The sequence below is a fragment of the Pseudoclavibacter sp. RFBG4 genome (assembly GCF_002931515.1).
GTDB lineage: Bacteria > Actinomycetota > Actinomycetes > Actinomycetales > Microbacteriaceae > Pseudoclavibacter.
Window position 1 is genome coordinate 116,850 of the sequence record NZ_PSYC01000001.1, and the last position, 19,831, is coordinate 136,680.

Consider the following 19,831-nt stretch of genomic DNA (forward strand, 5'->3'; position numbering starts at 1 on the left):
ATGTCACAGACGGACGACCTCGCCTCCACCGCTCCCGCAACCGAGCAGCTCCCCTCGGGCATCGACCTGGAGGCGCTCGACGCCTCGGTCCGACCCGCAGACGACCTGTTCAGGCACACCAACGGCAAGTGGATCGCTGCCACGGCGGTGCCCGCGTACCTGCCCGCCTACGGCAGCTTCATCCAGTTGCGCGAAGACGCCGAGAAGGCGGTCCTCGACATCCTGAAGAGCGGCACGGACGCGGAGCCCGGTTCGGAGCTGCGCAAGGCGGCAGACGCCTACGCGGCGTTCATGGACGAGGAGAAGCTCGAGGCACTCGGCTTCGACCCGGTCCGCCCCGACATCGACCGCGCACTCGCCGCATCGACGATCGACGAGTTCCTCCATGTGCTCGGCGACCTCGAGCGCACCGGCCTCGGCTCGTTCGTCTCGGCCTACGTCTACCCCGACCTCAAGTCGCCCGCCGAGTACGCCCTCTACTTCGAGCAGTCCGGCCTTGGCCTGCCGGACGAGAGCTACTACCGCGAGGAGCAGTACGCCGAGATCCGCGAGCAGTACACGGCGCACATCGCACGCATGCTCGGCCTCGCGGGCCTGCCAGATGCAGAGGCTCGGGCCGAGCGCGTCTTCGCCCTCGAGACCGAGATCGCCAAGCTCCACTGGGACGTCGTGAAGTCGCGCGAGGCGGAGCTCGCGTACAACCCGCGCACCTTCGCGGAACTCAGCGCGGCCTACGCGAACGTCGACTTCGCGGGCTGGACCGCACGCTGGGGTGCACCGGCCGGCGCGCTCGACCGCGTGATCGTCCGTCAGCCCGACTTCTTCGAGGGTGCAGCCGGCCTCCTCACGCAGGAGCGGCTCCAGGCCTGGCAGGACTGGCTCGTCTGGGGCATCGTCTCGCAGTACTCGGGCATCCTCGCCCCGTCGGTCTCCGCAGCCAACTTCGACTTCTACGGCAAGACCCTCCAGGGCACGCCGGAGCAGCGCGAGCGCTGGAAGCGGGGCACGGGCCACGCTGAGGGCAAGCTCCCCGAGGCCATCGGCAAGGCCTACGTCGAGCGGCACTTCTCGCCGACCGCGAAGGCCAAGATGCTCGAGCTCGTCGGCTACCTCACCGGCGCCTACCGCGCATCCATCGCCGAGCTCGAGTGGATGAGCCCGGAGACCCGTGAGCGAGCCCTCGACAAGCTCGAGAAGTTCGTCACCAAGATCGGGTACCCCGACCGCTGGCGCGACTACTCCGACCTGGAGATCAGGGACGACGACGTGGTCGGCAACTCGCGCCGGGCCTCCGTCTACGAGGCGGCCTACGAATTCGCCAAGCTCGGCACGCCCGTGCGACGCGACGAGTGGATGATGCCGCCGCAGACCGTCAACGCCTATTACTCGCCAGGCGAGAACGAGATCGTCTTCCCAGCCGCGATCCTCCAGCTGCCGTTCTTCGACGAGCACCGCGACCCCGCCGCGAACTTCGGCGCCATCGGTGCCGTCATCGGCCACGAGATCGGGCACGGCTTCGACGACCAGGGGTCCAAGTACGACGGAGACGGGCGCCTCGAGGACTGGTGGACCGCGGCCGACCGCACGGCCTTCGAGCAGCGCACTCGTGCGCTCATCGACCAGTACAACGAACTCTCACCTGAGGGCACCGAGGGCCAGAAGGTCAACGGCGAGCTCACCATCGGAGAGAACATCGGCGACCTCGGCGGACTCGGCATCGCCTGGAAGGCGTACCGCGCCTACCGTGCAGACGCCGGCTTCGACGCAGACGATGAGAACGTCATCGACGGGCTCACCGCGGCGCAGCGGTTCTTCCTCAGCTGGGCGCAGGCGTGGCAGCAGAAGGCGCGTCCCGAGTACGCGAAGCTGCTCCTGGCGGTCGACCCGCACTCGCCAGCCGAGTTCCGGTGCAACCAGATCGTCCGCAACGTCGACGCCTTCTACGACGCCTTCGACGTCACCGAGAGCGACGACCTCTGGCTTGCCCCCGAGGCCCGGGTCACGATCTGGTAGCCGAGCGCTGAGCCAGACCTCACCTCGACGCCTCCCGGGACGACAGATCGCTCCGGGAGGCGTCGCCGTCTCGTCCCGCGTCTTCGCTTGGCCGCTACTCGACGCCGATCGGCGCCCAGGCCCCGCTTGACCCCGTCAACATGATGCGGGCGCCAGAACCCAGGTACGTCGAGGCGACCGCGTCTCCGGAGCACAGGTCGACGCCTTCCCCCGTGTACACGGTCGACGTCGTGATCCTGTCTTCCGCGTCGCCGAAGAGCAGGGCGAACGAGCCATCCGCGACCGGCAGGGTTCCATCCGCGAGCTCGTAGTTCCCCGCGTCGATGCCAGTGCTCTCAGCAAGCGACTCGACCGTGTCGCCTGGACAGGCGATGACGGCACCGGTCGCGCCGCTCGGCAGGAGGGCGCCGAAATCGAGGGTGGCGCCCATCTCGTTCTCGCTGAGGGCATCCGCGATCGACGTGCCAGGCGGCTGCATGCCCTCTTCGGGTGCGGCGTCGTTCGTCTGCTCGGAACCCGAGCATCCGCTCAGCGCGAGGAGCGCGGTCACGGTAGCGGCGCCGGCAAGCAGCTTGGAGCGGTGTTCGCGGAGCATTCGGAGGGGTTCCCATCGACGGAGCGTGCACTCGGTGGTCGTCTCAGGATGCTCAGCTCGAGGCGAGAAGGCGCGGTTCCCGAGATCGCCGGCGCGCAACGATTCTGCCCCGTGAGCTCGAGGAATCGGGTGAGCCTGACCGCGTTGCCGCGCATTCGACGTCGATCGACCACGCCGTCTCGGGGTGGAGAAGTCGCTTCGTTCTGCAGAACTTCCCACAGAAGAGGAAGGTTTCCAGCCCGAGGAGCCGAGCCGTTGGCGTTGGCGTTGGTGCTGCTAGGAGGTGTGCACGGGGCACTCGAGCGCCCCGTCGTCTTCCACCTGCGCGATGCGGGGAAGGGCGGTCGGCGTGACGGAATCCGCCGCCGGGGTCGCCAGCTTCGTCGCAGGAGTCTCGCGCTCGACGGTGATGCCGAAGAGCAGCTCGATCGCGTCGAGGTACTCGTCGCCGCGACCAGCGCGGGCGAGTTCCTTCGCGCGCACCGACGGGCTGTGCAGGAGCGTGTTCGCGAGGCGACGCAGAGCAGCCTCGGCGACGCCCGATTCGTCCTTGTTCGCGACGCGCTCGGTCTCCGCGCGCGCGATGTCGGTGATGTGCGAGCGAAGCGCTGCGATGCCCTCCGCGACACTCGTCTCGGCCTGCTGCTCGACGAACTCGCTGGCTGCGCGGGACACGATGCAGCGAGCCTCATCGGCGGCCCCGAGCTCCTCGAGAGGAGCGTGGATGCGGATGGTCTCGAGGTCGAGCACCGAGATGCCGTCGAGGCGGCCCACGGCCGGGTCGACGTTGCGCGGCATGCCGAGGTCGATGATGAGCGTGGCCTCGGCGCATCCGGGCGCGAGTCGTGCTCCGAGCATGAGGTCGTAGTCGATGACCACCGTGTCGGCGCTCGAGCAGGTGACGACGAGGTCGGCGTTCGAGAGGTGCTCCGGCAGGTTCTGGCCGTCGATGACGAAGACGCCATCGCGTTCGGCGAACTTGTGGGCGCGACCCGAGGGGGAGTACACGCCGACGCGGGTGACGCCGCGGTCCTGCAGGGCCTTGAGCGAGGCTGCCGCGTACGAGCCGGTGCCGACGAGCACGACCTGCGCGGTGCTCCAGTCGGCGATCTGGGACGCCGCGAGCTCGAGCGAGAGGCGCACGAGGGAGCGGCCCGCGCTCTGGAGCTTCGTGCCCGACTTGATGCCACGCGATGTGGTGGACGCAGACTGGAAGAGCCGCTCGAGCTGCGACGTCGACATGCCGGCCGCGCGTGATTCCTCGAGTGCGCGGCGCACCTGACCGGAGATCTCGCCCTCGCCGACGACCACGGATTCGAGGCCGCTCGAGACGGCGAAGAGGTACTCGGGCACCTGGGTGTCGTGGATGACGGCCATGTTGGCGCGGAGGGTCTCGACGGAGACGTCGAGCGCCGTCGCGATGGTCGGCATGAGCTCGGGAGCGACCGGCTGCGCCGTGTCGATGTCGAGGTAGATCTCGAAGCGGTTGCAGGTGGCGAGCACAATGGCTCCGTCGACGCCTGGGGCGTCGCGGAGCGCGGACTCAAGTCCGCCATCTTCGCGGGCCGCGAGCTTTTCAAGGACTGGGAAGCTCGCGGTGCGGTGATTGGCACTCAGACACAGCAACACGATTACTTATTGTAGAAGTTCTCCGCGTTTTCGCTTCTGAGCCATACCTTCCCTTAAACCTCTTGCGATCCGGCACAGCCGGGAATTCGTCGTGGGATGCCCGCTGTACAGCCCCGCTCGGGTGCCGGGTGGAGAATGGGCGGGTGACCGAAACAGCTCCTGCACCCCTGCCGCTCAGCGACTCGCATCCACTCTCCTCCGGCCTCACCGCCGATGCTCCGCTCATCCGCGCGGCACGCGGGGACCGGCCTGAGACGCTGCCGGTGTGGTTCATGCGACAGGCTGGCCGTTCGCTGCCCGAGTACCGTGAGCTGCGCAAGGGCATCGAGATGCTCGACTCCTGCCTGCGCCCGGAGCTCGCCGCGGAGATCACGCTGCAGCCCGTGCGTCGTCACGGGGTCGACGCGGCGGTCTTCTTCAGCGACATCGTGGTTCCGCTCAAGCTCATCGGCGAGGCCGTCGATATCGTTCCAGGCACCGGCCCGGTCTTCGACAACCCGGTTCGCTCCTCGCAGGAGGCACACGAGTTCGCTGCGCGCATCAGGGCTCGCATCAGCCCGGAGCTCTTCGCTCCCATCACCGAGGCCGTCTCGCTGACGGTGGCGGAACTCGGCTCCACGCCGCTCATCGGCTTCGCCGGGGCGCCGTTCACGGTCGCCGCGTACGTCGTCGAGGGCGGCCCCTCGAAGGATCACCTCCGCACGCGCACGCTCATGCAGGCCGACCCTGAGGCGTGGGCCGACCTCTCCGGCGCGATCGCCGAGCTCTCGGCCGCGTTCCTGGAGGCGCAGGTGCGCGCGGGGGCGAGCATCGTGCAGCTCTTCGACTCGTGGGCTGGCTCGCTCAGTCGCGATCGCTACCAGAAGTCGATCGCCGCCTCGAGCGGCCTGGCGCTCGATCGGGTGCGGGCCCTGCGCACGCCGGGTGGCGAGCGAGTCCGCACGATCCACTTTGGAGTGGGCACCGCCGAGCTGCTGCCGGACATGCACGCGATCGGGGCCGATGTCATGGGCGTCGATGACCGCATCACGCTCGACGATGCGTCGCGTCGCCTCGGCGGCGGCGTGCCGTTGCAGGGCAACGTCGATCCTGCCGTGCTCGGCGCGGGCGATGCGGTGCTGCAGGAGCACGTGCGAGATGTCGTTCGCCGGGGGAACTCGGCGCCCGCGCACATCCTCAACCTCGGCCACGGCGTTCCGCCGTCCGCCGATCCAGCGGTGCTGACCGGCCTCGTGGAGTTCGCGCACTCGCTGCCGGATGGCGGTCGGGTCGAGTGAATCGATCGCCCCTCGGCCAGTCGGTGGCTGACCTCGTTGTCGTCGGCGGGGGCATCGCGGGGATGCTCGCCGCCAGACGGGCCGCTGGCCGTGGTGCCAGCGTGGTGATCGTCGAGGCGGGAGATCGGCTCGGCGGGATGATCTGCCGCGCAGACCTGGGCGGGCTGCCGATCGACATCGGTGCGGAGGCGTTCGCCACGCGCGGTGGTTCGTTCGCGGCCCTGCTGCACGAGCTCGGGATGCACGACGACATCGTGGAGCCGAGGGCACTGGGCTCCTGGGTCGTGACCGACGCTACTGCTGCTCCGATGCCGGCCGGGGGAATGCTCGGCATACCCGGGGAGGCGGCTCTGCGTGATGCGGATTCCCGCGCCGCGGTGCACGCCGCGATCGGCGACGAGGGCATCGCGGAGCTCGAACGCGACCGGACGCTCGACCCGGGTATCGGCGCCGACGCCTCCGACCTCGAGTCGCTGGTGCTGGCGCGCATGGGGCCCACCGTGCTCGGCCGGCTCGTCGCGCCGGTCACGCGGGGTGTGTACTCGCTCGACCCGGCGGAGCTCGACCACCGGGTGCTCATCCCTGGTCTCGCCGAGCGCATCCACGAGCACGGCTCCCTGGCGGCCGCCGTCGCGGCGCTCCGGAGGAGCGCGCCTCCCGGAGCCGCAGTTCGCACCGTCGAGGGAGGGATGCACCGCGTCGTGGCCCGGCTCGAGCACGACCTCGCCGAGCTCGGCGTCGATGTCCGGTTCTTCACTCGCGTCGCCTCAGTGCTCGAAGACGGCTCCGCCATCGAGCAGAGCTGGCGCGTCGAGCTCGAGGGTGCTGAGCCGCTCTTCGCGAAGCGCATCCTGTCGACCATCGCCGTGCCGCGCTCCGTCTCCGCCCACGGTGACGACTCGGAGGGGTCATCCTGCGAGGCGGTTGCGATCGGCGGCGCTGCCGCAGTCCCCGCCGAGGTCGTCGCGCTGCTCGTGCGAGCCCCGCAACTCGACGCTCACCCGCGAGGCACTGGCGTGCTCGTCGGCGACCCGAGCGCGACCATCCGGGCGAAGGCCCTGACTCACGTCACCGCGAAATGGGCCTGGCAGGAGGCGGCAGCCGGCGGGATGCACGTGCTCCGGCTCTCCTACGGTCCACACGCTCGCGGGGGCAGCGAGCCGCTCACGCATTCGCTCAGCGACGACGAGACGATCGAGCTCGCGCGCGGAGACGCCGGGCGCCTGCTCGGCACGGCCATCGAGCGCGAGGACGTCATCGCGATGGCCAGGCACGTCTGGCGCATCCCGGCCCCGGCCGCGCGCATCGGGCGATCCGCAGAGCTCCGGGGTGCGCGGGACGAGGCGCGTCGGACGGCAGGGGTCGCGCTCGCCGGCACCTGGATCGACGGAACGGGGCTTGCGAGCGTCATCCCAGGGGTGCTGCGCGCCGTGGATGAGCTCTTCCCCGAGGACGCACAGGCTTAGCGCGAGTTGAGATGCCTCGCGGGGCTAGGCTTGCTCCGTGGCTTGATCGCGCCCGATTGACCGATCGCTGGCGTACCGGCGAACGATAGGAGTTTTCATGAAGAAGTTCGTGTTTGTGCTTGGCCTCGGTGCCGGGTACGTCCTTGGTGCTCGCGCGGGGCGCAAGCGCTACGAGCAGATCTCCTCCGTCGCGCAGACGGTGTGGGACACGAAGCTCGTCCGCTCCAAGCGCGCTGAGGTCGACGAGTTCTCCCGCAAGCTGGCTCCGAAGGTCGCCGACGCGGCCGTCAGTGGCGCGAAGCTCGTGACGGCCCAGGTCACGAAGGCGGTCAAGGACAACGGCAAGAAGAGCTCGTCCGGCAAGTCGAACCCGCCTGCTCCCTCCGGGACCGTCGGCAACCCGAGCAGCGACGCGTCCTAACCAGCACTCCCAGCAGAGAGCGACACACCCATGTCTGAGTCGTCAGAAAAGACGCCGATCCGCGGGCCCTTCCCCGGCATCGGCCGCACGAGGGCCAACCCGAAGTCACGGTCGAGCCTCGGTACGCTCGTGACCGACGTCCCCAAGCTCCTCACGAAGCTCGTGCGCGACGAGGTCGAGCAGGGCAAGCGAGAGCTCATCTCGACCGGCACGAAGTACGGCATCGCCGTCGGCCTGTTCGCCGCCGCGGCGTTCTTCGCACTCACGCTGTGGGCTGTGCTCGTGACCGCCGCCGTCCTCGGACTCAACACGGTGTTCGCGCCGTGGCTCTCCGCGCTCATCGTGGCAGGCGCGTTCCTGCTGTTGGTCATCGTGCTCGGCCTCGCCGGCTACCTCGCGTTGAAGCGCGCAGGCAAGCTCGCGCCGGAGCGCACGATCGCCAGCGTCAAGCAGGATGTCAACGCAGTGAAGGGGCTCGGACAGTATGAGTGAGCAGAACGGCGAGGCGACCCTCGCGAAGAAGGAAGACAAGCGCAACGACGGCCAGCTGAAGGCCGACATCGAGCGCACCCGACGTGAGCTCGCGGCGACGCTCGACGCGATCGAGGTGAAGGTCGACCCGCGCATCCGCGGCCGCGAGCTCCTCGAGTCAACGCGCCACAGCATTCAGCGCCTGAAGGAAGACAACCCGCTCCTGCTCGCGGGCATCGCAACTGGTGCCGCGGTCATCGTGGCCGGTGGCGTGACCGCCGCCGTCGCCCTGTACCGCCGCTCTCGCTGAGCTCGCGGTCGGCTGTGCGCCGCACCTCAAACACTCCTCGACATTTCGTAGAATAGGACCATGACCCACTCGAATGAGGTCCCGGCTTTCGCGGCCGAGCCCAACGCAACGTCCGCAGTCCCCGCAGAGCACGCATCGGCTGCTCAGCAGGGCACCCCAGAGGCCCACCAGGGCGCTGAGGAGCAGGGGGGAGGCGCGACGCTCACCGAGTACACGATGATCTCGGTCTTCCGACGAGAGACGCTCAACGAGCTCGTCCTGTCCGGGCGCGACGCCATCAAGGCCGTCGACGAGCTCGACGGCATCGTCGCGGAGCTGGCCGAGAACGGCGTCAAGGTTCGCGGCTTCTACGACGTCTCCGGGTTCCGCCATGATGGCGAGCTCATGGTCTGGCTGCACGGCGAAGTGCCTGAGAGCCTGCAGTGGGGCCTGCGCCAGATCCGCCGAAGCGAGCTCATCGCGCCGCTCACGCCGTCCTGGCAGATCGTCGGAGTGCACCGCGCGGCCGAGTTCAGCGCGCGCCACATGCCGGCCTACATGCTCGGCAAGGAGCCGCGCCAGTGGGTCACCGTCTACCCGTTCGTGCGCTCCTACGAGTGGTACCTGCTGCCAGAGGACGAGCGTCGTCAGATGCTCGCCGAGCACGGCCGCGCCGGATCCGCGTACACGTCGACGCTCACCAACACCGTCGCATCCTTCGGTATCAGCGACTACGAGTGGCTCCTCGCGCTCGAGGACGACGACCTCCTCAACCTGGTCGACATGATGCGTGACCTGCGACAGACCGACGCTCGGCGCCACGTGCGCGAGGAGGTGCCGTTCTACACGGGTCGCTTCCTGCAGACCTCCGAGATCGTCGAGGTGCTGCAGTGACCGACGTCGCCGCGCAGCAGACCGGTTCGAAGCCGCAGGGCCGCAAGCCCGGCCCGGCGACCTTCACCCGCGTGGAGGTCAATGCGGCCGTGAGCGCCGCCTCCGACGCCGCCAAATTCGGCCCGGAGCACACGAGCGAGCCGGTCGCGTACGACGGCATCCTGCTCGCCTCCTTCGGCGGCCCGGAGGGACAGGACGAGGTCATCCCGTTCCTGCGCAACGTCACGGCAGGCCGCGGCATCCCCGACGAGCGGCTCGAGGAGGTGGCCCACCACTACCGGCACTACGGCGGCGTGAGCCCCATCAACGAGCAGAATCGGCAGCTCAAGGCCTCCATCGAGCGGGAGCTCGAGCGGCGCGGCATCGACCTGCCCGTGTTCTGGGGCAACCGCAACTCCGAGCCGTACTTCAACGACGTGCTCCTCGACGCCCGCGAAGCTGGCTGCTCGACGCTCATCGCGGTCGCCACGAGTGCCTACTCGTCCTTCTCCAGCTGCCGTCAGTACCGCGAGGACTTCGCTGACGCGCTCGAGGACACGGGACTCGGCGGGCAGCTCACGATCGACAAGGTGCGCGCCTTCTTCGACCACCCTGGCTTCGTCGCCCCCTTCATCGAGGGTGTTCGCGACGCCGTGCTCAGTCTCGCTCGGGAAGACGCCGAGCTCGAGCTGGCCACCGAGGTCGAGGTGCTCTTCACGACGCACTCGGTGCCGATGGCGGATGCCGCGAACTCGGGCCCTCCCGGCGCGGGCTTCGGCGAGAGCGGCGCATATGCCGCCCAGCATCTCGCCGTTGCGGAGGTCGTCGCCCTCGCGGCCCGGCAGGAACTCGCGGAGGACACGACCATCTCCGGCCGAGTGCCGGAGCAGCTCTCCTGGCAGCTCGTCTACCAGTCGCGCTCCGGACCGCCCTCGCAGCCGTGGCTCGAGCCCGATATCAACGACGTCATCGCCGAGCTCCCGTCGAAGGGCGCCAAGGCGGTCGTCGTCGTGCCGATCGGCTTCGTCTCCGACCACATGGAGGTCCTCTGGGACCTCGACAACGAGGCGAAGGACTCGGCAGCGGATGCGGGACTCGCGTTCCGACGCACTCCGACGCCAGGCATCCACGCGAAGTACGTCGAGGGGCTCGTCGACCTCGTGCTGGAGCGTCGCGACGCGCTCCCCGTCGAAGAGCGCCCGGCGATGACCTCGATCGGACCGTGGTTCGACGTGTGCCGCCCCGGGTGCTGCGCGAACAAGCGACTGGGCTTCAAGCCGGCGGTCTCCGGACTGCTGCCGTGACCCTGCGGATCGGCACGCGAGGCAGCGCGCTCGCTGTCGCGCAGACGTCGACGATGGCGCGGGAACTCGAGCGCATCACGGGCGAGCAGACCGAGCTGGTGCGAGTGACCACCCATGGTGACGTGACGCGCGCCGCGCTGTCCTCGCTCGGCGGCACCGGTGTGTTCGCGAGCGAGCTGCGGGATGCGCTGCTCGCGGGGGAGTGCGACCTCGTCGTGCATTCGCTCAAGGATCTGCCGACCGCGAAGGCTCCCGGCCTCACGGTGGCCGCTTACCCCGTGCGGGAAGATGCGCGTGACGCGCTCTGCTCGCTGGGCGGAGCCTCCGGACTCTCCCTCGCGGAGCTTCCGCACGGCGCGAAGGTCGGCACCGGGTCGCCTCGGCGCGTGGCGCAGCTCCTGACGCTGCGGCCCGACCTCGAGATCCGCGATATCCGCGGCAACGTCGAGCGTCGTCTCCGCTTCGTCACCGACGGCGAGCTCGACGCCGTCGTCCTCGCCGCTGCCGGGCTCGAGCGGCTCGGCTTCGCGGATGCCATCACCGAGCGCTTCGACCTCGCCGACTTCCCCAACGCTCCCGGTCAGGGCTGCCTCGCCATCGAGGTTCGCGACGATGACGCACCTGCAGGCGTCGCCGAACTCGACGACCGAGAAGCGCGTGCGGCGGTGCTCGTCGAACGCGGCATTCTCGCGACGCTCGAAGCTGGATGCGCGGCTCCCGTCGGTGCTGCAGCCCGGTACACCGACGGAAAACTCGAGGCGTGGGCTACCGTGTATGCAGTAGACGGATCTTCGCGGGTCTCCAGCAGGCGTGCCGTGGAGGTCTCCGACCCCGGCGCGTTCGATGCCGCCCAGGCAGAACTGGTCTCGCTCATCTCGACGGACCTCTTCGATCAGGGTGCTGTCGCGCTGATGGCCTGAACGGAGGATCCGGACGTGAACGGAGGAACCACGATGGATGCACCGCTGAAGGGCTGGAAGATCCTCGTACCCCGTGGAGGCGTCTGGGGTGGCGACGTCGCGGAGGCTGTTCGCGCACGTTCGGCGTTCCCCATCACGGCCCCGCTCATCAACTTCGCCAGCCCGAACGAGGACGACTCCCGGGTGCTGAGCGACAAGATCCGCCTGCTCGAGAGCGGGCACTACAACTGGATCGCGGTGACGAGCGCCACGGCTGCCGATGTCATGCACTCGCTCGGCGTGAAGGTGCCGGACCACACGCTCATCGCGGCGGTCGGCGAGACGACCGCGGCCTCGCTGACGACGGCCGGGTACCGGGTGGACTTCGTTCCCACGCACGACAACTCCGCCAAGGGGCTGCTCCTGGAGTGGGCCGAGGCGGCTCGCCGCCAGCCGCCCATCTCGGTGCTGTGGCTGCGCTCGGAGGTCGCTCGCCCGACGCTCGCGGAAGGGCTCGCCAGGCGCGGGCACCTCGTCGACTCGGTCGTCGCGTACCGCACGGTGGGTGTGCCGGCGGCGGAGAGCATCCAGTACGACATCCGCAACAGCCGGATCCGCGCGATCCTCGTGACGAGCGGCTCCGTGGCGGAGCAGGTGCACAAGCAGTTCTCGCCGATCCCAGATGAGATCTACATCGCTGCGATCGGCCCGCGGACCGCGAAGGACGCCAGGCAGCTGGGTCTTCGCGTCGACGTCGTCGCCAAGCAGCGCTCGGTCGCATCGCTGCTCGACGGCCTCGAGTGGCTTGCGAGCGGCAGCGACATGCCGGTGACCGAGGCCATCGATCTGAAGGCGCTTCGCGCGTTCGAGGCGAGCGAGCTGCAGGCCGAGCACGACAGTCGACCGGTGCCGAAGGAAGACATCCCGGCCCTCGACGAGGGACGCGGTCAAGCCCCCAATGACCGCTGAGTTCGCCGCCTGCTGGGCGGATCGGACCCACATGCCGACAAGCCGGGCCGCGTCCGCGACCGTCGGCGCAGAACTCCTGAGGAAGGACACGATCGCATGATCTCCCCGAGCCGCAGGCCTCGTCGCCTGCGCCAGAGCGACGCCGTGCGCCGCCAGGTCCGCGAGGTGCGCGTGCACCCGAACGACCTCATCCTGCCCCTGTTCGTCCGCGAGGGCGTGAGCGAGCCGATCGCCATCTCGTCGATGCCCGGCGTGCAGCAGCACTCGCTCGAGTCGCTGCGCCGCGCGGTCGAGGAGGCGGCGACGCTCGGAGTTGGCGGTGTGATGCTCTTCGGCGTGCCGGAGACTCGCGACGCTGTGGGCTCGGGGGCGACCGACCCGAACGGCATCCTCAATGTCGCGGCCCGTGTGCTCGCGGAGGAATTCGGCGAGGACATCGTCGTGCAGACCGACCTCTGCCTCGACGAGTTCACCGACCACGGCCACTGCGGCGTGCTGGACGCGGCCGGTCGTGTCGACAACGACGCGACGCTCGAGCGGTACGACGCTATGGCGATCGCCCAGGCCGACTCCGGTGCCGCGATGCTCGGGATGTCGGGGATGATGGACGGCCAGGTCGCGAGTGCGCGGGCCGCCCTCGACGCAGTCGGGCACACCGACGTCGCGATCGTCGCCTACTCCGCGAAGTACGCGTCGGCGTTCTACGGCCCGTTCCGGGAGGCTGTGGACTCGCAGCTCCAGGGAGACCGTCGCACCTACCAGCTCGACCCTGCCAACCGCCGCGAGGGCATGCGGGAGGCGCTCATCGACATCGATGAGGGCGCCGACGTCGTCATGGTGAAGCCGGCTGGCTCGTACCTCGACGTGCTCGCCGATGTCGCCGCGGAGTCGATCGTTCCCGTTTGGGCCTACCAGGTCAGCGGCGAGTACGCCATGATCGAGGCCGCTGCGGCGAACGGTTGGATCGACCGCGACCGCGCGATCGCGGAGTCCATCACGTCGATTCGACGTGCTGGAGCCGATGCCGTGCTCACCTACTACGCGAGTGAGCTCGCGCGCACCCTGGCGTCGCAGTCGGGCACGTCGGTGTCGGCGGCCCATGGCAGAGTGGATGCACGATGAACCACGACGTCTCCGCCTCGCTCTTCGCCCGCTCGCTCGAGGTCACGCCCGGGGGTGTGAACTCCCCGGTCCGCGCGTACGGCTCGGTTGGGGGCACGCCTCCCTTCGCCGCTTCCGCGACGGGTCCGTACCTGACCGACGTCGACGGCAACGAGTACGTCGACCTCGTCAGCGGATGGGGCCCCATGCTGCTCGGGCACGCGCATCCCGCCGTCGTCGAGGCAGTCCAAGACGCGGCGGCTCGCGGACTCTCGTTCGGAGCCCCCACGCCGGCCGAGACGCAGCTCGCGGAGCTCGTCGTCGATCGCATCGCCCCCATCGAGCAGGTGCGCCTCGTCTCCACGGGAACAGAGGCGACCATGACGGCCCTGCGTCTCGCACGCGGCTACACGGGCCGCGACCTCATCGTGAAGTTCGCTGGCTGCTACCACGGCCACTCCGACGGCCTCCTCGCGGCCGCGGGCTCGGGTCTCGCGACGCTTGCGCTCCCGGGCTCAGCCGGTGTGCCGGAAGCCATCACCTCGCAGACCATCGTCGTCCCGTTCAACGACCTCGAGGCTGTGCGTGCCGCGTTCGCCGAGCATCCCGGTGAGATCGCCGCTGTCATCACCGAGGCGTCGCCCGCGAACATGGGCGTCGTCCCTCCCGAGCCCGGCTTCAACCGCGAGCTCGCCAAGCTGTGCTCGTCCGAGGGCGCCCTGCTCGTCTGCGACGAGGTGCTCACCGGGTTCCGCACAGGCCCAGCGGGTTGGTGGGGCGAGGAGCAGAAGACCGAGTCCTCGAGCGGATGGCAGGCCGACCTGTACACGTTCGGCAAGGTCATCGGCGGCGGCATGCCCGTCGCAGCCCTGGGCGGTCCGCGCGAGATCATGAGCCACCTCGCCCCGCAGGGCCCCGTCTACCAGGCGGGCACCCTCTCGGGGAACCCCGTCGCGGTCGCCGCCGGCATCGCGACGCTCTCGCACGCCGACGACGCGGTCTACGCTCGCGTCGATGCGGCTGCCGAGCGCATTCGCACCGCGACCTCCGAGGCGCTCACCGCCGCGGGCGTCGCCCACTCGGTGCAGAACGTCGGCAACCTCTTCAGCTTCACCTTCGGCGATGGCGCGGCTCTCGGCTGGACCGGAACCGGCGGCGGGCCGCGGAACGAGGACGAGGTCAAGCGCCAGGAGACCTGGCGCTACCCGCCGTTCTTCGCCGCGATGCTCGACGCCGGTGTCAACCTGCCGCCGAGCGTCTTCGAGGCCTGGTTCGTCTCGGCTGCCCACGACGATGCGGCCATCGACCGCGTTCTCGCGGCGCTCCCCGCAGCAGCCCGGGCCGCGGCCAACGCCACGGCACCCGAGTAGGGCCGCGTTGGAACGCCGAGCCGTCGAAGAAAGGGCCTAGAGGCGACGTGGAGGAACTCACCAACTGGGTGCTCGACCTGAGGGGCTCCGGCTGGAGCTTCGCGGTCGTGGCGCTTGTGCTGCTTGTCGGCGGCGTCGTCACGTTTCTGCCGAGCCAGTCGCTGGTCGTGGCGCTCTCCGCCCTCACCGCCGGAGATCAGGGCTGGACGGCCCTCATCAACCTCTTCGGCCTCTTCGCCTTCTGCGTGGTCGGCATGGTGCTCGGCGACATCGGCACCTACTGGCTCGCGAGGGGCGTCGGGTTCGGCAAGTGGAGTTGGATGAACGGGCGCCGGCTCACGGCCGTGCGCACGCGAGTCGGCGATCAGCTGAAGACCCGTCCCAAGTGGGTCATGGTCACCGTCAGGCTGCTGCCGCTGGGGCGCATCGCGACGGTGCTCGCCGCATCCGACGCCCGCATGCCGATGCCGAGGTTTCTCCCGCTGTCGGTGCTCGCGAGTGCCGTGTGGGTGGGCTATGCGGTCGTGATCGGCGCCGTGTTCGGCTCGTTCAGCACGGACAACCCTCTGCTCATGATGGTGCTCGCCGTGGCTACGGCCATCGGTCTGGGCCTTCTCGCGCAGGTGGTCAACGGCTGGCTCGAGAAGCTCACCGACCGTCGGAAGGCCGACGTCGCGAGCTAGGCGCATCCCGACCCCGGGGTCCGGAACTCTCAGGATGGAGAACTCGCTTCGTTGAGAGAAATTTCCCTCAACGAAGCGAGTTCTCCATCCCGAGACGGCTCGGCGGGCGACGGCCGGGTGCCTGCGGCGGTTGACGGCCGGAGTGGTCGAGCTGGGCTCTGCCTGCCTACGCGGCGTGGGTCTTGCCGCGGAGCTCGGCGAGCTCGCGACCGGACTCCGCCGCCTTCGTCTCGGCCTCGGACTTGAGGTCTGCGGCGAGGTCGGCGAACTGGTCGAGGGCCGGGTTGACGCCGACGAGCGTGAAGGGACGCTGCACGACGCGGAGGTCAAGGCCCCAGGCATCCTGGAGCAGACGGGTGAGGTACGGCGTGGAGTGGTCCCAGCCTTCCTTCGGGGTGCCCTCGTCGTAGTTGCCACCGAGGACGGTCGCGAGGGTTGCGGGCTTCCCGGCGAGCGTCGTGCTTCCAGCGTTGGTGCGCGGGTCGGTGTAGGCGAGGTCGAACCAGAGCTTGAAGTGCTGCGAGATGCCGTAGTTGTAGAGCGGCACGGTGAAGAGCAGGGCGTCGGCCGCGATGATCTCGTCGGCCAGCTGCGCTGCGAGGGCGACAGCGGCGCGCTGCTCCTCGGTGCGGTCGTCCTCGGGCGTGAAGCCAGCGTAGACGGCGTTCTGCCAGGCGTCGGCGGGGATGGGCGACTCGATGAGGTTGCGGCGTGTGACGACCGAGTCGGGGTGTGCCTGGGTCCACTCGGCCTCGACGAGGTCGCCGAGCGCGCGGCTGGCGGAGGTGGCGGGGAGCAGGCTGGCATCGATACGGAGAAGGGACATGCGGGGCTCCTTGAAATTTCACAGAGTCGCTATGAAAACCAGAGCGACTCTGTGCAGATTAGCACGGGTACACTGGCGGCATGGCAGAGAAAGCGCAGGAGCACGGCGCCGCGGAATGCGACGGCGCCATCTCGCTCGCCTTCACGCTGCTGGGCAAGCGCTGGAACGGCATGATCATCGATGTGCTCGGCTCGCAGCCGCTCACCTTCGTCGCCCTGCGCCGCGCGGTGACGGGCATCAGCGACGCGGTCCTCTCCGACCGCCTGACCGAGCTCGCCGGGGCCGGACTCGTCGCGCGCACCGTCAACGACGGCCCGCCGATCTCGGTCAGCTACGAGCTCACGACGGCCGGTCAGCGCCTCATCCCCGTGCTCAAGCAGCTCGGGACGTGGGCATCGGAGAACCTCGAGCACGCCCCGCTGGCCTGATCCAGCGTCAGTCGCCCTCGAATCAGGCGTCGCCCCGCACGCGCACGACCGTTCGCCCGCGCACCGCCCCATCGAGGATGGGCTGTGCGACCTCGATCGCCTCCTCGAGGGCGACGACCTCGGTCATCGACTCGAGCAGTTCGCTGTCGAGCTCGAGGAGTCTGTTCCAGGCCTCGGCCCGCACCTCGAGGCTCTGCACGACCGAGTTGATGCCGCGCAGCGTCACGCCGCGCAGTATGAACGGCAGGACCGTCATCGGCAGGTCGGTACCCTGCGCCAGCCCGCACGCCGTCACCAGCCCTTCTCGCCTCGTCTGTGCGATCACGTTCGCGAGGGTCGTCGAGCCGACCGCGTCGATGGCCCCGGCCCAGCGCTCCGTCTGCAGCCCCTTGCCAGGCGCATCGGAGAGCACGTGCCGGTCGATGATCTCGGCCGCGCCGAGGCGGCGCAGGTAGTCGCCCTCCTCGTCACCGCGGCCAGTGGATGCGACGACCCGGTAGCCGAGTCCCGCCAGCAGGGCGATCGCCACGCTGCCGACGCCACCCGCCGCACCCGTCACGAGCACCTCGCCGTCGCCGGGCGCGACCTGCTGCTCGAGCGCCAGCACCGACAGCATCGCCGTGTACCCGGCAGTGCCGATGGCGGCCCCCTGCAAGAGGGACATCTCCTCGGGCAGGTGGATGAGCGACTCGTCGTCGACGAGGCACAGCTCGGCGAGGCCGCCGTGCCTGCTCTCGCCGAGCCCCGCCCCGTTCAGCACGACGCGGTCGCCTGGCACGAAGTTCGGCGTGCGCGACTCCCGAACGACGCCGACGACGTCGATGCCCGGGACGAGCACATCCGCTCGACTCACGCCGGGCCTGCCGGCGAGGAGCAGGGCGTCCTTGTAGTTGAGGCTCGAGTAGGCCACGTCGACGAGCACCTGGCCGCGATGGAGGTGACCGTCGCCGAACAGCTCGTCGCCGAGCTCATCGAACGCGACGTCGATGCGAGGCTTCCCCGCGTCGTCGGTGGACTTCGTCGTCAGGTATCCGCGAACCATGGCGCCATCGTAGGGGGCGCGGATCAGAGCTCCCCAGCATGCGCTGCGCGGAGCCGTCCGCACGCCGCACGCCGCCCGCACGCCGCTCTGCCAGACTGGCTGGCATGATCACGGTCCGCACCTTCGCCGAACTCAGCGCCGCCGAGCTCTGGGGCATCCTGCACCTGCGCTCGAGCATCTTCGTCGTCGAGCAGGACTGCGTGTACCTCGACCCGGACACGGCCGACTTCGCCGACGGCACCCTGCATGCGTTCATCGGCGACGACCCCCTCTACCCGCACAGCTACGCGAGACTCCTCCCCATCGGCTGGCCGGATGAGCACCTGCCGACGCACGTATCGCGCCCCATCGGCAGGGTCGTGACCGCCGAGAGCTCCCGCGGCCTCGGCTACTCGGCTCAGATCATCCGCCACCTCGTCGAGATCGCCGAGAGCGAAGGCCTCTCGACCTCCCTCAACGGGCAGGCGCACCTCGAATCCTGGTACGCGAGATTCGGGTTCGAACGCTGCGGTGAGAACTTCATGGAGGACGACATTCCCCACGTGCCGATGGTGAAATACACATCCAGCCCTGACTCATGATTTACTCGCTCGTAACAAGCATGAATCAGTTAGTCGCAGTGCCGCGGCTAGCTTGAGATCCGGGCGCCGCTGCGCGGCGCTCGCTCTCTGCTTACGTATAAAGGAGCACCATGAGTAACTTTGCCAAGTCGTCTCCCTCCAGGAAGTTGCGCATCACCACAGGAATCGCCGCCATGAGCGTCGGCGTCTTCATGCTGGCTGCGTGCTCGTCGACGACCGACGGCGGCGATCCAGCTGCGGAGGGCGATGCTGCCGCTGCAGTCTGCGGGCCCGACACGGCTGCATCCGTCGCCGACGTCACGCCCGTCGACGCGCCTGCAGCTCAGGAGCGCTCCGAAGCGCTCAAGATCGGCTCGCTGCTTCCGCAGACCGGAACCCTGGCCTTCCTCGGCCCGCCCGAGATCGCCGGTGTCGACCTCGCGGTCGCCGAGATCAACGCCTCGCCGTCCGGTGTGCTCGGCGGCAACATCACCGTCGTCCACCGTGACTCGGGCGACACGTCGACCGACATCGCGACGCAGTCGGTCACCGACCTGCTCAGCCAGAACGTGTCCGCCATCGTCGGCGCGGCATCCTCGGGCGTCTCGATGACGGTCATCGACCAGATCACCGGCGCAGGCGTCGTGCAGATCTCGCCGGCGAACACCTCGGCTGAGTTCTCCACCTACGCCGACAACGGCTTCTACTTCCGCACCGCCCCCTCGGACATCCTCCAGGGACGTGTCAACGGAAACACCATCGTCAACGACGGCAACGCATCCGTCGGCATCATCTACCTGAACGACGCCTACGGCTCGGGCCTCTCCGAGAGCATCACCACGGCAGTCGAGGCTGCCGGCGGCGAGGTCGTCGCGTCTGAAGCCTTCAACGAGGGCGACAGCCAGTTCTCCGCGCAGATCGACGCTGTCACGGCCGCCGACCCCGACGCGATCGCGCTCGTCGCGTTCGACCAGACGGCGACCATCGTTCCGCAGCTCATCGGCACCAAGGGCTTCCCCGCCGACAAGCTCTACATGGTCGACGGCAACATGGCCGACTACTCCGCTGACTTCGAAGAGGGCACGCTGAACTGCGCCAAGGGCACCATCCCCGGTGTTGTCGCCTCCGACGACTTCCGCGCTCAGCTGCTCGGCATCGACCCGGACCTGAAGGACTTCACGTACGGCGCTGAGTCGTACGACGCCGTCATCCTGGCAGCCCTCGCCGCTCAGGCCGGCGGTGCCGCTGACCCGGCGACGATCAAGGACAACATGCAGAAGGTCTCCGTCGATGGTGAGAAGTGCACCACCTACGCCGACTGCGTCGCGCTCCTCGAAGCTGGAACCGACATCGACTATGACGGTGTCTCCGGCCCGATCTCGTTCGACGAGAACGGCGACCCGTCAGAGGCCACGATCGGCATCTACCAGTACGGCAACGGCAACACCTACTCCAACATCGGAGAAGAGGCTGGCCAGCTCTAAGCTGATCCGCTGAGCGAAGGGCCCGGGATGCACGCATCCCGGGCCCTTTCGCGTGCCCTGGCTGGGGCTGGGCCCTATCGCGTCCCCGTGCCGAGCATCCGCCCCCGCCTTCTGCTCTCTCCCTCCCTCCC

20 protein-coding genes are annotated in these 19,831 nt (G+C 69.1%); 16 read left to right on the forward strand and 4 right to left on the reverse strand.

The window, feature by feature from the left end:
* On the forward strand, window positions 1-2,013 hold the full coding sequence (locus C5E10_RS00565) for a M13 family metallopeptidase (protein WP_104329967.1): 2,013 nt from the start codon (window positions 1-3) through the stop codon (window positions 2,011-2,013).
* 94 nt (window positions 2,014-2,107) lie between these two features.
* Here C5E10_RS00565 and C5E10_RS00570 read toward each other — a convergent pair whose 3' ends face one another.
* Window positions 2,108-2,608, reverse strand: a complete 501-nt coding sequence (locus C5E10_RS00570; protein ID WP_104329968.1) for a hypothetical protein — start codon at window positions 2,606-2,608, stop codon at window positions 2,108-2,110.
* 276 nt (window positions 2,609-2,884) lie between these two features.
* Window positions 2,885-4,237 carry a glutamyl-tRNA reductase gene (locus tag C5E10_RS00575; RefSeq protein WP_104329969.1) on the reverse strand — a complete coding sequence of 451 codons (1,353 nt, stop codon included), beginning with the start codon at window positions 4,235-4,237 and terminating at the stop codon, window positions 2,885-2,887.
* Window positions 4,238-4,380: 143 nt separating this feature from the next.
* Here C5E10_RS00575 and hemE point away from each other — a divergent pair, with 143 nt between their 5' ends.
* The 12 genes from hemE (at window position 4,381) to C5E10_RS00635 (ending at window position 15,360) form a co-directional block, all read left to right on the forward strand.
* The gene (hemE, locus tag C5E10_RS00580) at window positions 4,381-5,514 is read left to right on the forward strand and encodes a uroporphyrinogen decarboxylase (RefSeq protein WP_258070938.1); all 1,134 of its coding nucleotides are present in this window, start codon (window positions 4,381-4,383) and stop codon (window positions 5,512-5,514) included.
* Complete coding sequence (locus tag C5E10_RS00585) at window positions 5,511-6,980, forward strand: NAD(P)/FAD-dependent oxidoreductase (RefSeq protein ID WP_146080105.1); 1,470 nt, start codon at window positions 5,511-5,513, stop codon at window positions 6,978-6,980. Before hemE ends, C5E10_RS00585 begins: the two co-directional genes overlap by 4 nt.
* Window positions 6,981-7,077: 97 nt before the next feature.
* The gene (locus C5E10_RS00590; protein WP_104244117.1) at window positions 7,078-7,401 is read left to right on the forward strand and encodes a hypothetical protein; all 324 of its coding nucleotides are present in this window, start codon (window positions 7,078-7,080) and stop codon (window positions 7,399-7,401) included.
* Between the two features lie 30 nt (window positions 7,402-7,431).
* Window positions 7,432-7,893, forward strand: a complete 462-nt coding sequence (locus C5E10_RS00595; RefSeq protein ID WP_104244119.1) for a phage holin family protein — start codon at window positions 7,432-7,434, stop codon at window positions 7,891-7,893.
* Complete coding sequence (locus tag C5E10_RS00600) at window positions 7,886-8,182, forward strand: DUF3618 domain-containing protein (protein ID WP_104329971.1); 297 nt, start codon at window positions 7,886-7,888, stop codon at window positions 8,180-8,182. The genes C5E10_RS00595 and C5E10_RS00600 overlap by 8 nt, the downstream gene beginning before the upstream one ends.
* Before the next feature lie 60 nt (window positions 8,183-8,242).
* A complete protein-coding gene (hemQ, locus tag C5E10_RS00605) occupies window positions 8,243-9,055 on the forward strand; it encodes a hydrogen peroxide-dependent heme synthase (protein ID WP_104329972.1) in 813 nt (270 codons plus the stop codon).
* Window positions 9,056-9,144: 89 nt separating this feature from the next.
* Window positions 9,145-10,338: a ferrochelatase gene (locus C5E10_RS00610; protein WP_258070942.1), complete on the forward strand. Its 1,194-nt coding sequence runs from the start codon at window positions 9,145-9,147 to the stop codon at window positions 10,336-10,338.
* The gene (hemC, locus tag C5E10_RS00615) at window positions 10,335-11,258 is read left to right on the forward strand and encodes a hydroxymethylbilane synthase (RefSeq protein ID WP_258070939.1); all 924 of its coding nucleotides are present in this window, start codon (window positions 10,335-10,337) and stop codon (window positions 11,256-11,258) included. Before C5E10_RS00610 ends, hemC begins: the two co-directional genes overlap by 4 nt.
* 15 nt (window positions 11,259-11,273) lie before the next feature.
* The gene (locus C5E10_RS00620; protein ID WP_258070940.1) at window positions 11,274-12,206 is read left to right on the forward strand and encodes a uroporphyrinogen-III synthase; all 933 of its coding nucleotides are present in this window, start codon (window positions 11,274-11,276) and stop codon (window positions 12,204-12,206) included.
* Window positions 12,207-12,302: 96 nt separating this feature from the next.
* Window positions 12,303-13,328 (forward strand): porphobilinogen synthase, encoded by a 1,026-nt coding sequence (gene hemB / locus C5E10_RS00625; protein ID WP_104329974.1) that lies wholly within the window; start codon window positions 12,303-12,305, stop codon window positions 13,326-13,328.
* A complete protein-coding gene (gene hemL / locus C5E10_RS00630) occupies window positions 13,325-14,677 on the forward strand; it encodes a glutamate-1-semialdehyde 2,1-aminomutase (protein ID WP_104329975.1) in 1,353 nt (450 codons plus the stop codon). Before hemB ends, hemL begins: the two co-directional genes overlap by 4 nt.
* Before the next feature lie 47 nt (window positions 14,678-14,724).
* Window positions 14,725-15,360, forward strand: coding sequence for a DedA family protein (locus tag C5E10_RS00635; RefSeq protein ID WP_104329976.1), 636 nt, complete (start codon window positions 14,725-14,727; stop codon window positions 15,358-15,360).
* A 166-nt stretch (window positions 15,361-15,526) separates the two neighbouring features.
* Here C5E10_RS00635 and C5E10_RS00640 read toward each other — a convergent pair whose 3' ends face one another.
* Window positions 15,527-16,186, reverse strand: coding sequence for an FMN-dependent NADH-azoreductase (locus C5E10_RS00640; RefSeq protein WP_104329977.1), 660 nt, complete (start codon window positions 16,184-16,186; stop codon window positions 15,527-15,529).
* Between the two features lie 80 nt (window positions 16,187-16,266).
* On the opposite strand from C5E10_RS00640, the gene C5E10_RS00645 reads away from it, so the two are divergent.
* Window positions 16,267-16,614 (forward strand): helix-turn-helix domain-containing protein, encoded by a 348-nt coding sequence (locus tag C5E10_RS00645; protein WP_104300409.1) that lies wholly within the window; start codon window positions 16,267-16,269, stop codon window positions 16,612-16,614.
* A gap of 22 nt (window positions 16,615-16,636) precedes the next feature.
* Here C5E10_RS00645 and C5E10_RS00650 read toward each other — a convergent pair whose 3' ends face one another.
* On the reverse strand, window positions 16,637-17,656 hold the full coding sequence (locus C5E10_RS00650; RefSeq protein ID WP_104329978.1) for an acryloyl-CoA reductase: 1,020 nt from the start codon (window positions 17,654-17,656) through the stop codon (window positions 16,637-16,639).
* 104 nt (window positions 17,657-17,760) lie between these two features.
* On the opposite strand from C5E10_RS00650, the gene C5E10_RS00655 reads away from it, so the two are divergent.
* Together C5E10_RS00655 and C5E10_RS00660 are read left to right on the forward strand one after the other, a co-directional pair.
* A complete protein-coding gene (locus C5E10_RS00655) occupies window positions 17,761-18,237 on the forward strand; it encodes a GNAT family N-acetyltransferase (RefSeq protein ID WP_181062569.1) in 477 nt (158 codons plus the stop codon).
* A 110-nt stretch (window positions 18,238-18,347) separates the two neighbouring features.
* A complete protein-coding gene (locus C5E10_RS00660) occupies window positions 18,348-19,700 on the forward strand; it encodes an ABC transporter substrate-binding protein (protein ID WP_104329980.1) in 1,353 nt (450 codons plus the stop codon).
* Window positions 19,701-19,831: the final 131 nt, after the last annotated feature.

Coding starts and splice junctions, on each gene's coding strand:
- C5E10_RS00565 (WP_104329967.1), top strand. CDS start 1: ATGTCACAGACGGACGACCTCGCCTCCACCGCTCCCGCAACCGAGCAG.
- C5E10_RS00570 (WP_104329968.1), bottom strand. CDS start 2,608: ATGCTCCGCGAACACCGCTCCAAGCTGCTTGCCGGCGCCGCTACCGTG.
- C5E10_RS00590 (WP_104244117.1), top strand. CDS start 7,078: ATGAAGAAGTTCGTGTTTGTGCTTGGCCTCGGTGCCGGGTACGTCCTT.
- C5E10_RS00595 (WP_104244119.1), top strand. CDS start 7,432: ATGTCTGAGTCGTCAGAAAAGACGCCGATCCGCGGGCCCTTCCCCGGC.
- C5E10_RS00600 (WP_104329971.1), top strand. CDS start 7,886: ATGAGTGAGCAGAACGGCGAGGCGACCCTCGCGAAGAAGGAAGACAAG.
- hemQ (WP_104329972.1), top strand. CDS start 8,243: ATGACCCACTCGAATGAGGTCCCGGCTTTCGCGGCCGAGCCCAACGCA.
- hemB (WP_104329974.1), top strand. CDS start 12,303: ATGATCTCCCCGAGCCGCAGGCCTCGTCGCCTGCGCCAGAGCGACGCC.
- hemL (WP_104329975.1), top strand. CDS start 13,325: ATGAACCACGACGTCTCCGCCTCGCTCTTCGCCCGCTCGCTCGAGGTC.
- C5E10_RS00640 (WP_104329977.1), bottom strand. CDS start 16,186: ATGTCCCTTCTCCGTATCGATGCCAGCCTGCTCCCCGCCACCTCCGCC.
- C5E10_RS00645 (WP_104300409.1), top strand. CDS start 16,267: ATGGCAGAGAAAGCGCAGGAGCACGGCGCCGCGGAATGCGACGGCGCC.
- C5E10_RS00650 (WP_104329978.1), bottom strand. CDS start 17,656: ATGGTTCGCGGATACCTGACGACGAAGTCCACCGACGACGCGGGGAAG.
- C5E10_RS00655 (WP_181062569.1), top strand. CDS start 17,761: ATGATCACGGTCCGCACCTTCGCCGAACTCAGCGCCGCCGAGCTCTGG.
- C5E10_RS00660 (WP_104329980.1), top strand. CDS start 18,348: ATGAGTAACTTTGCCAAGTCGTCTCCCTCCAGGAAGTTGCGCATCACC.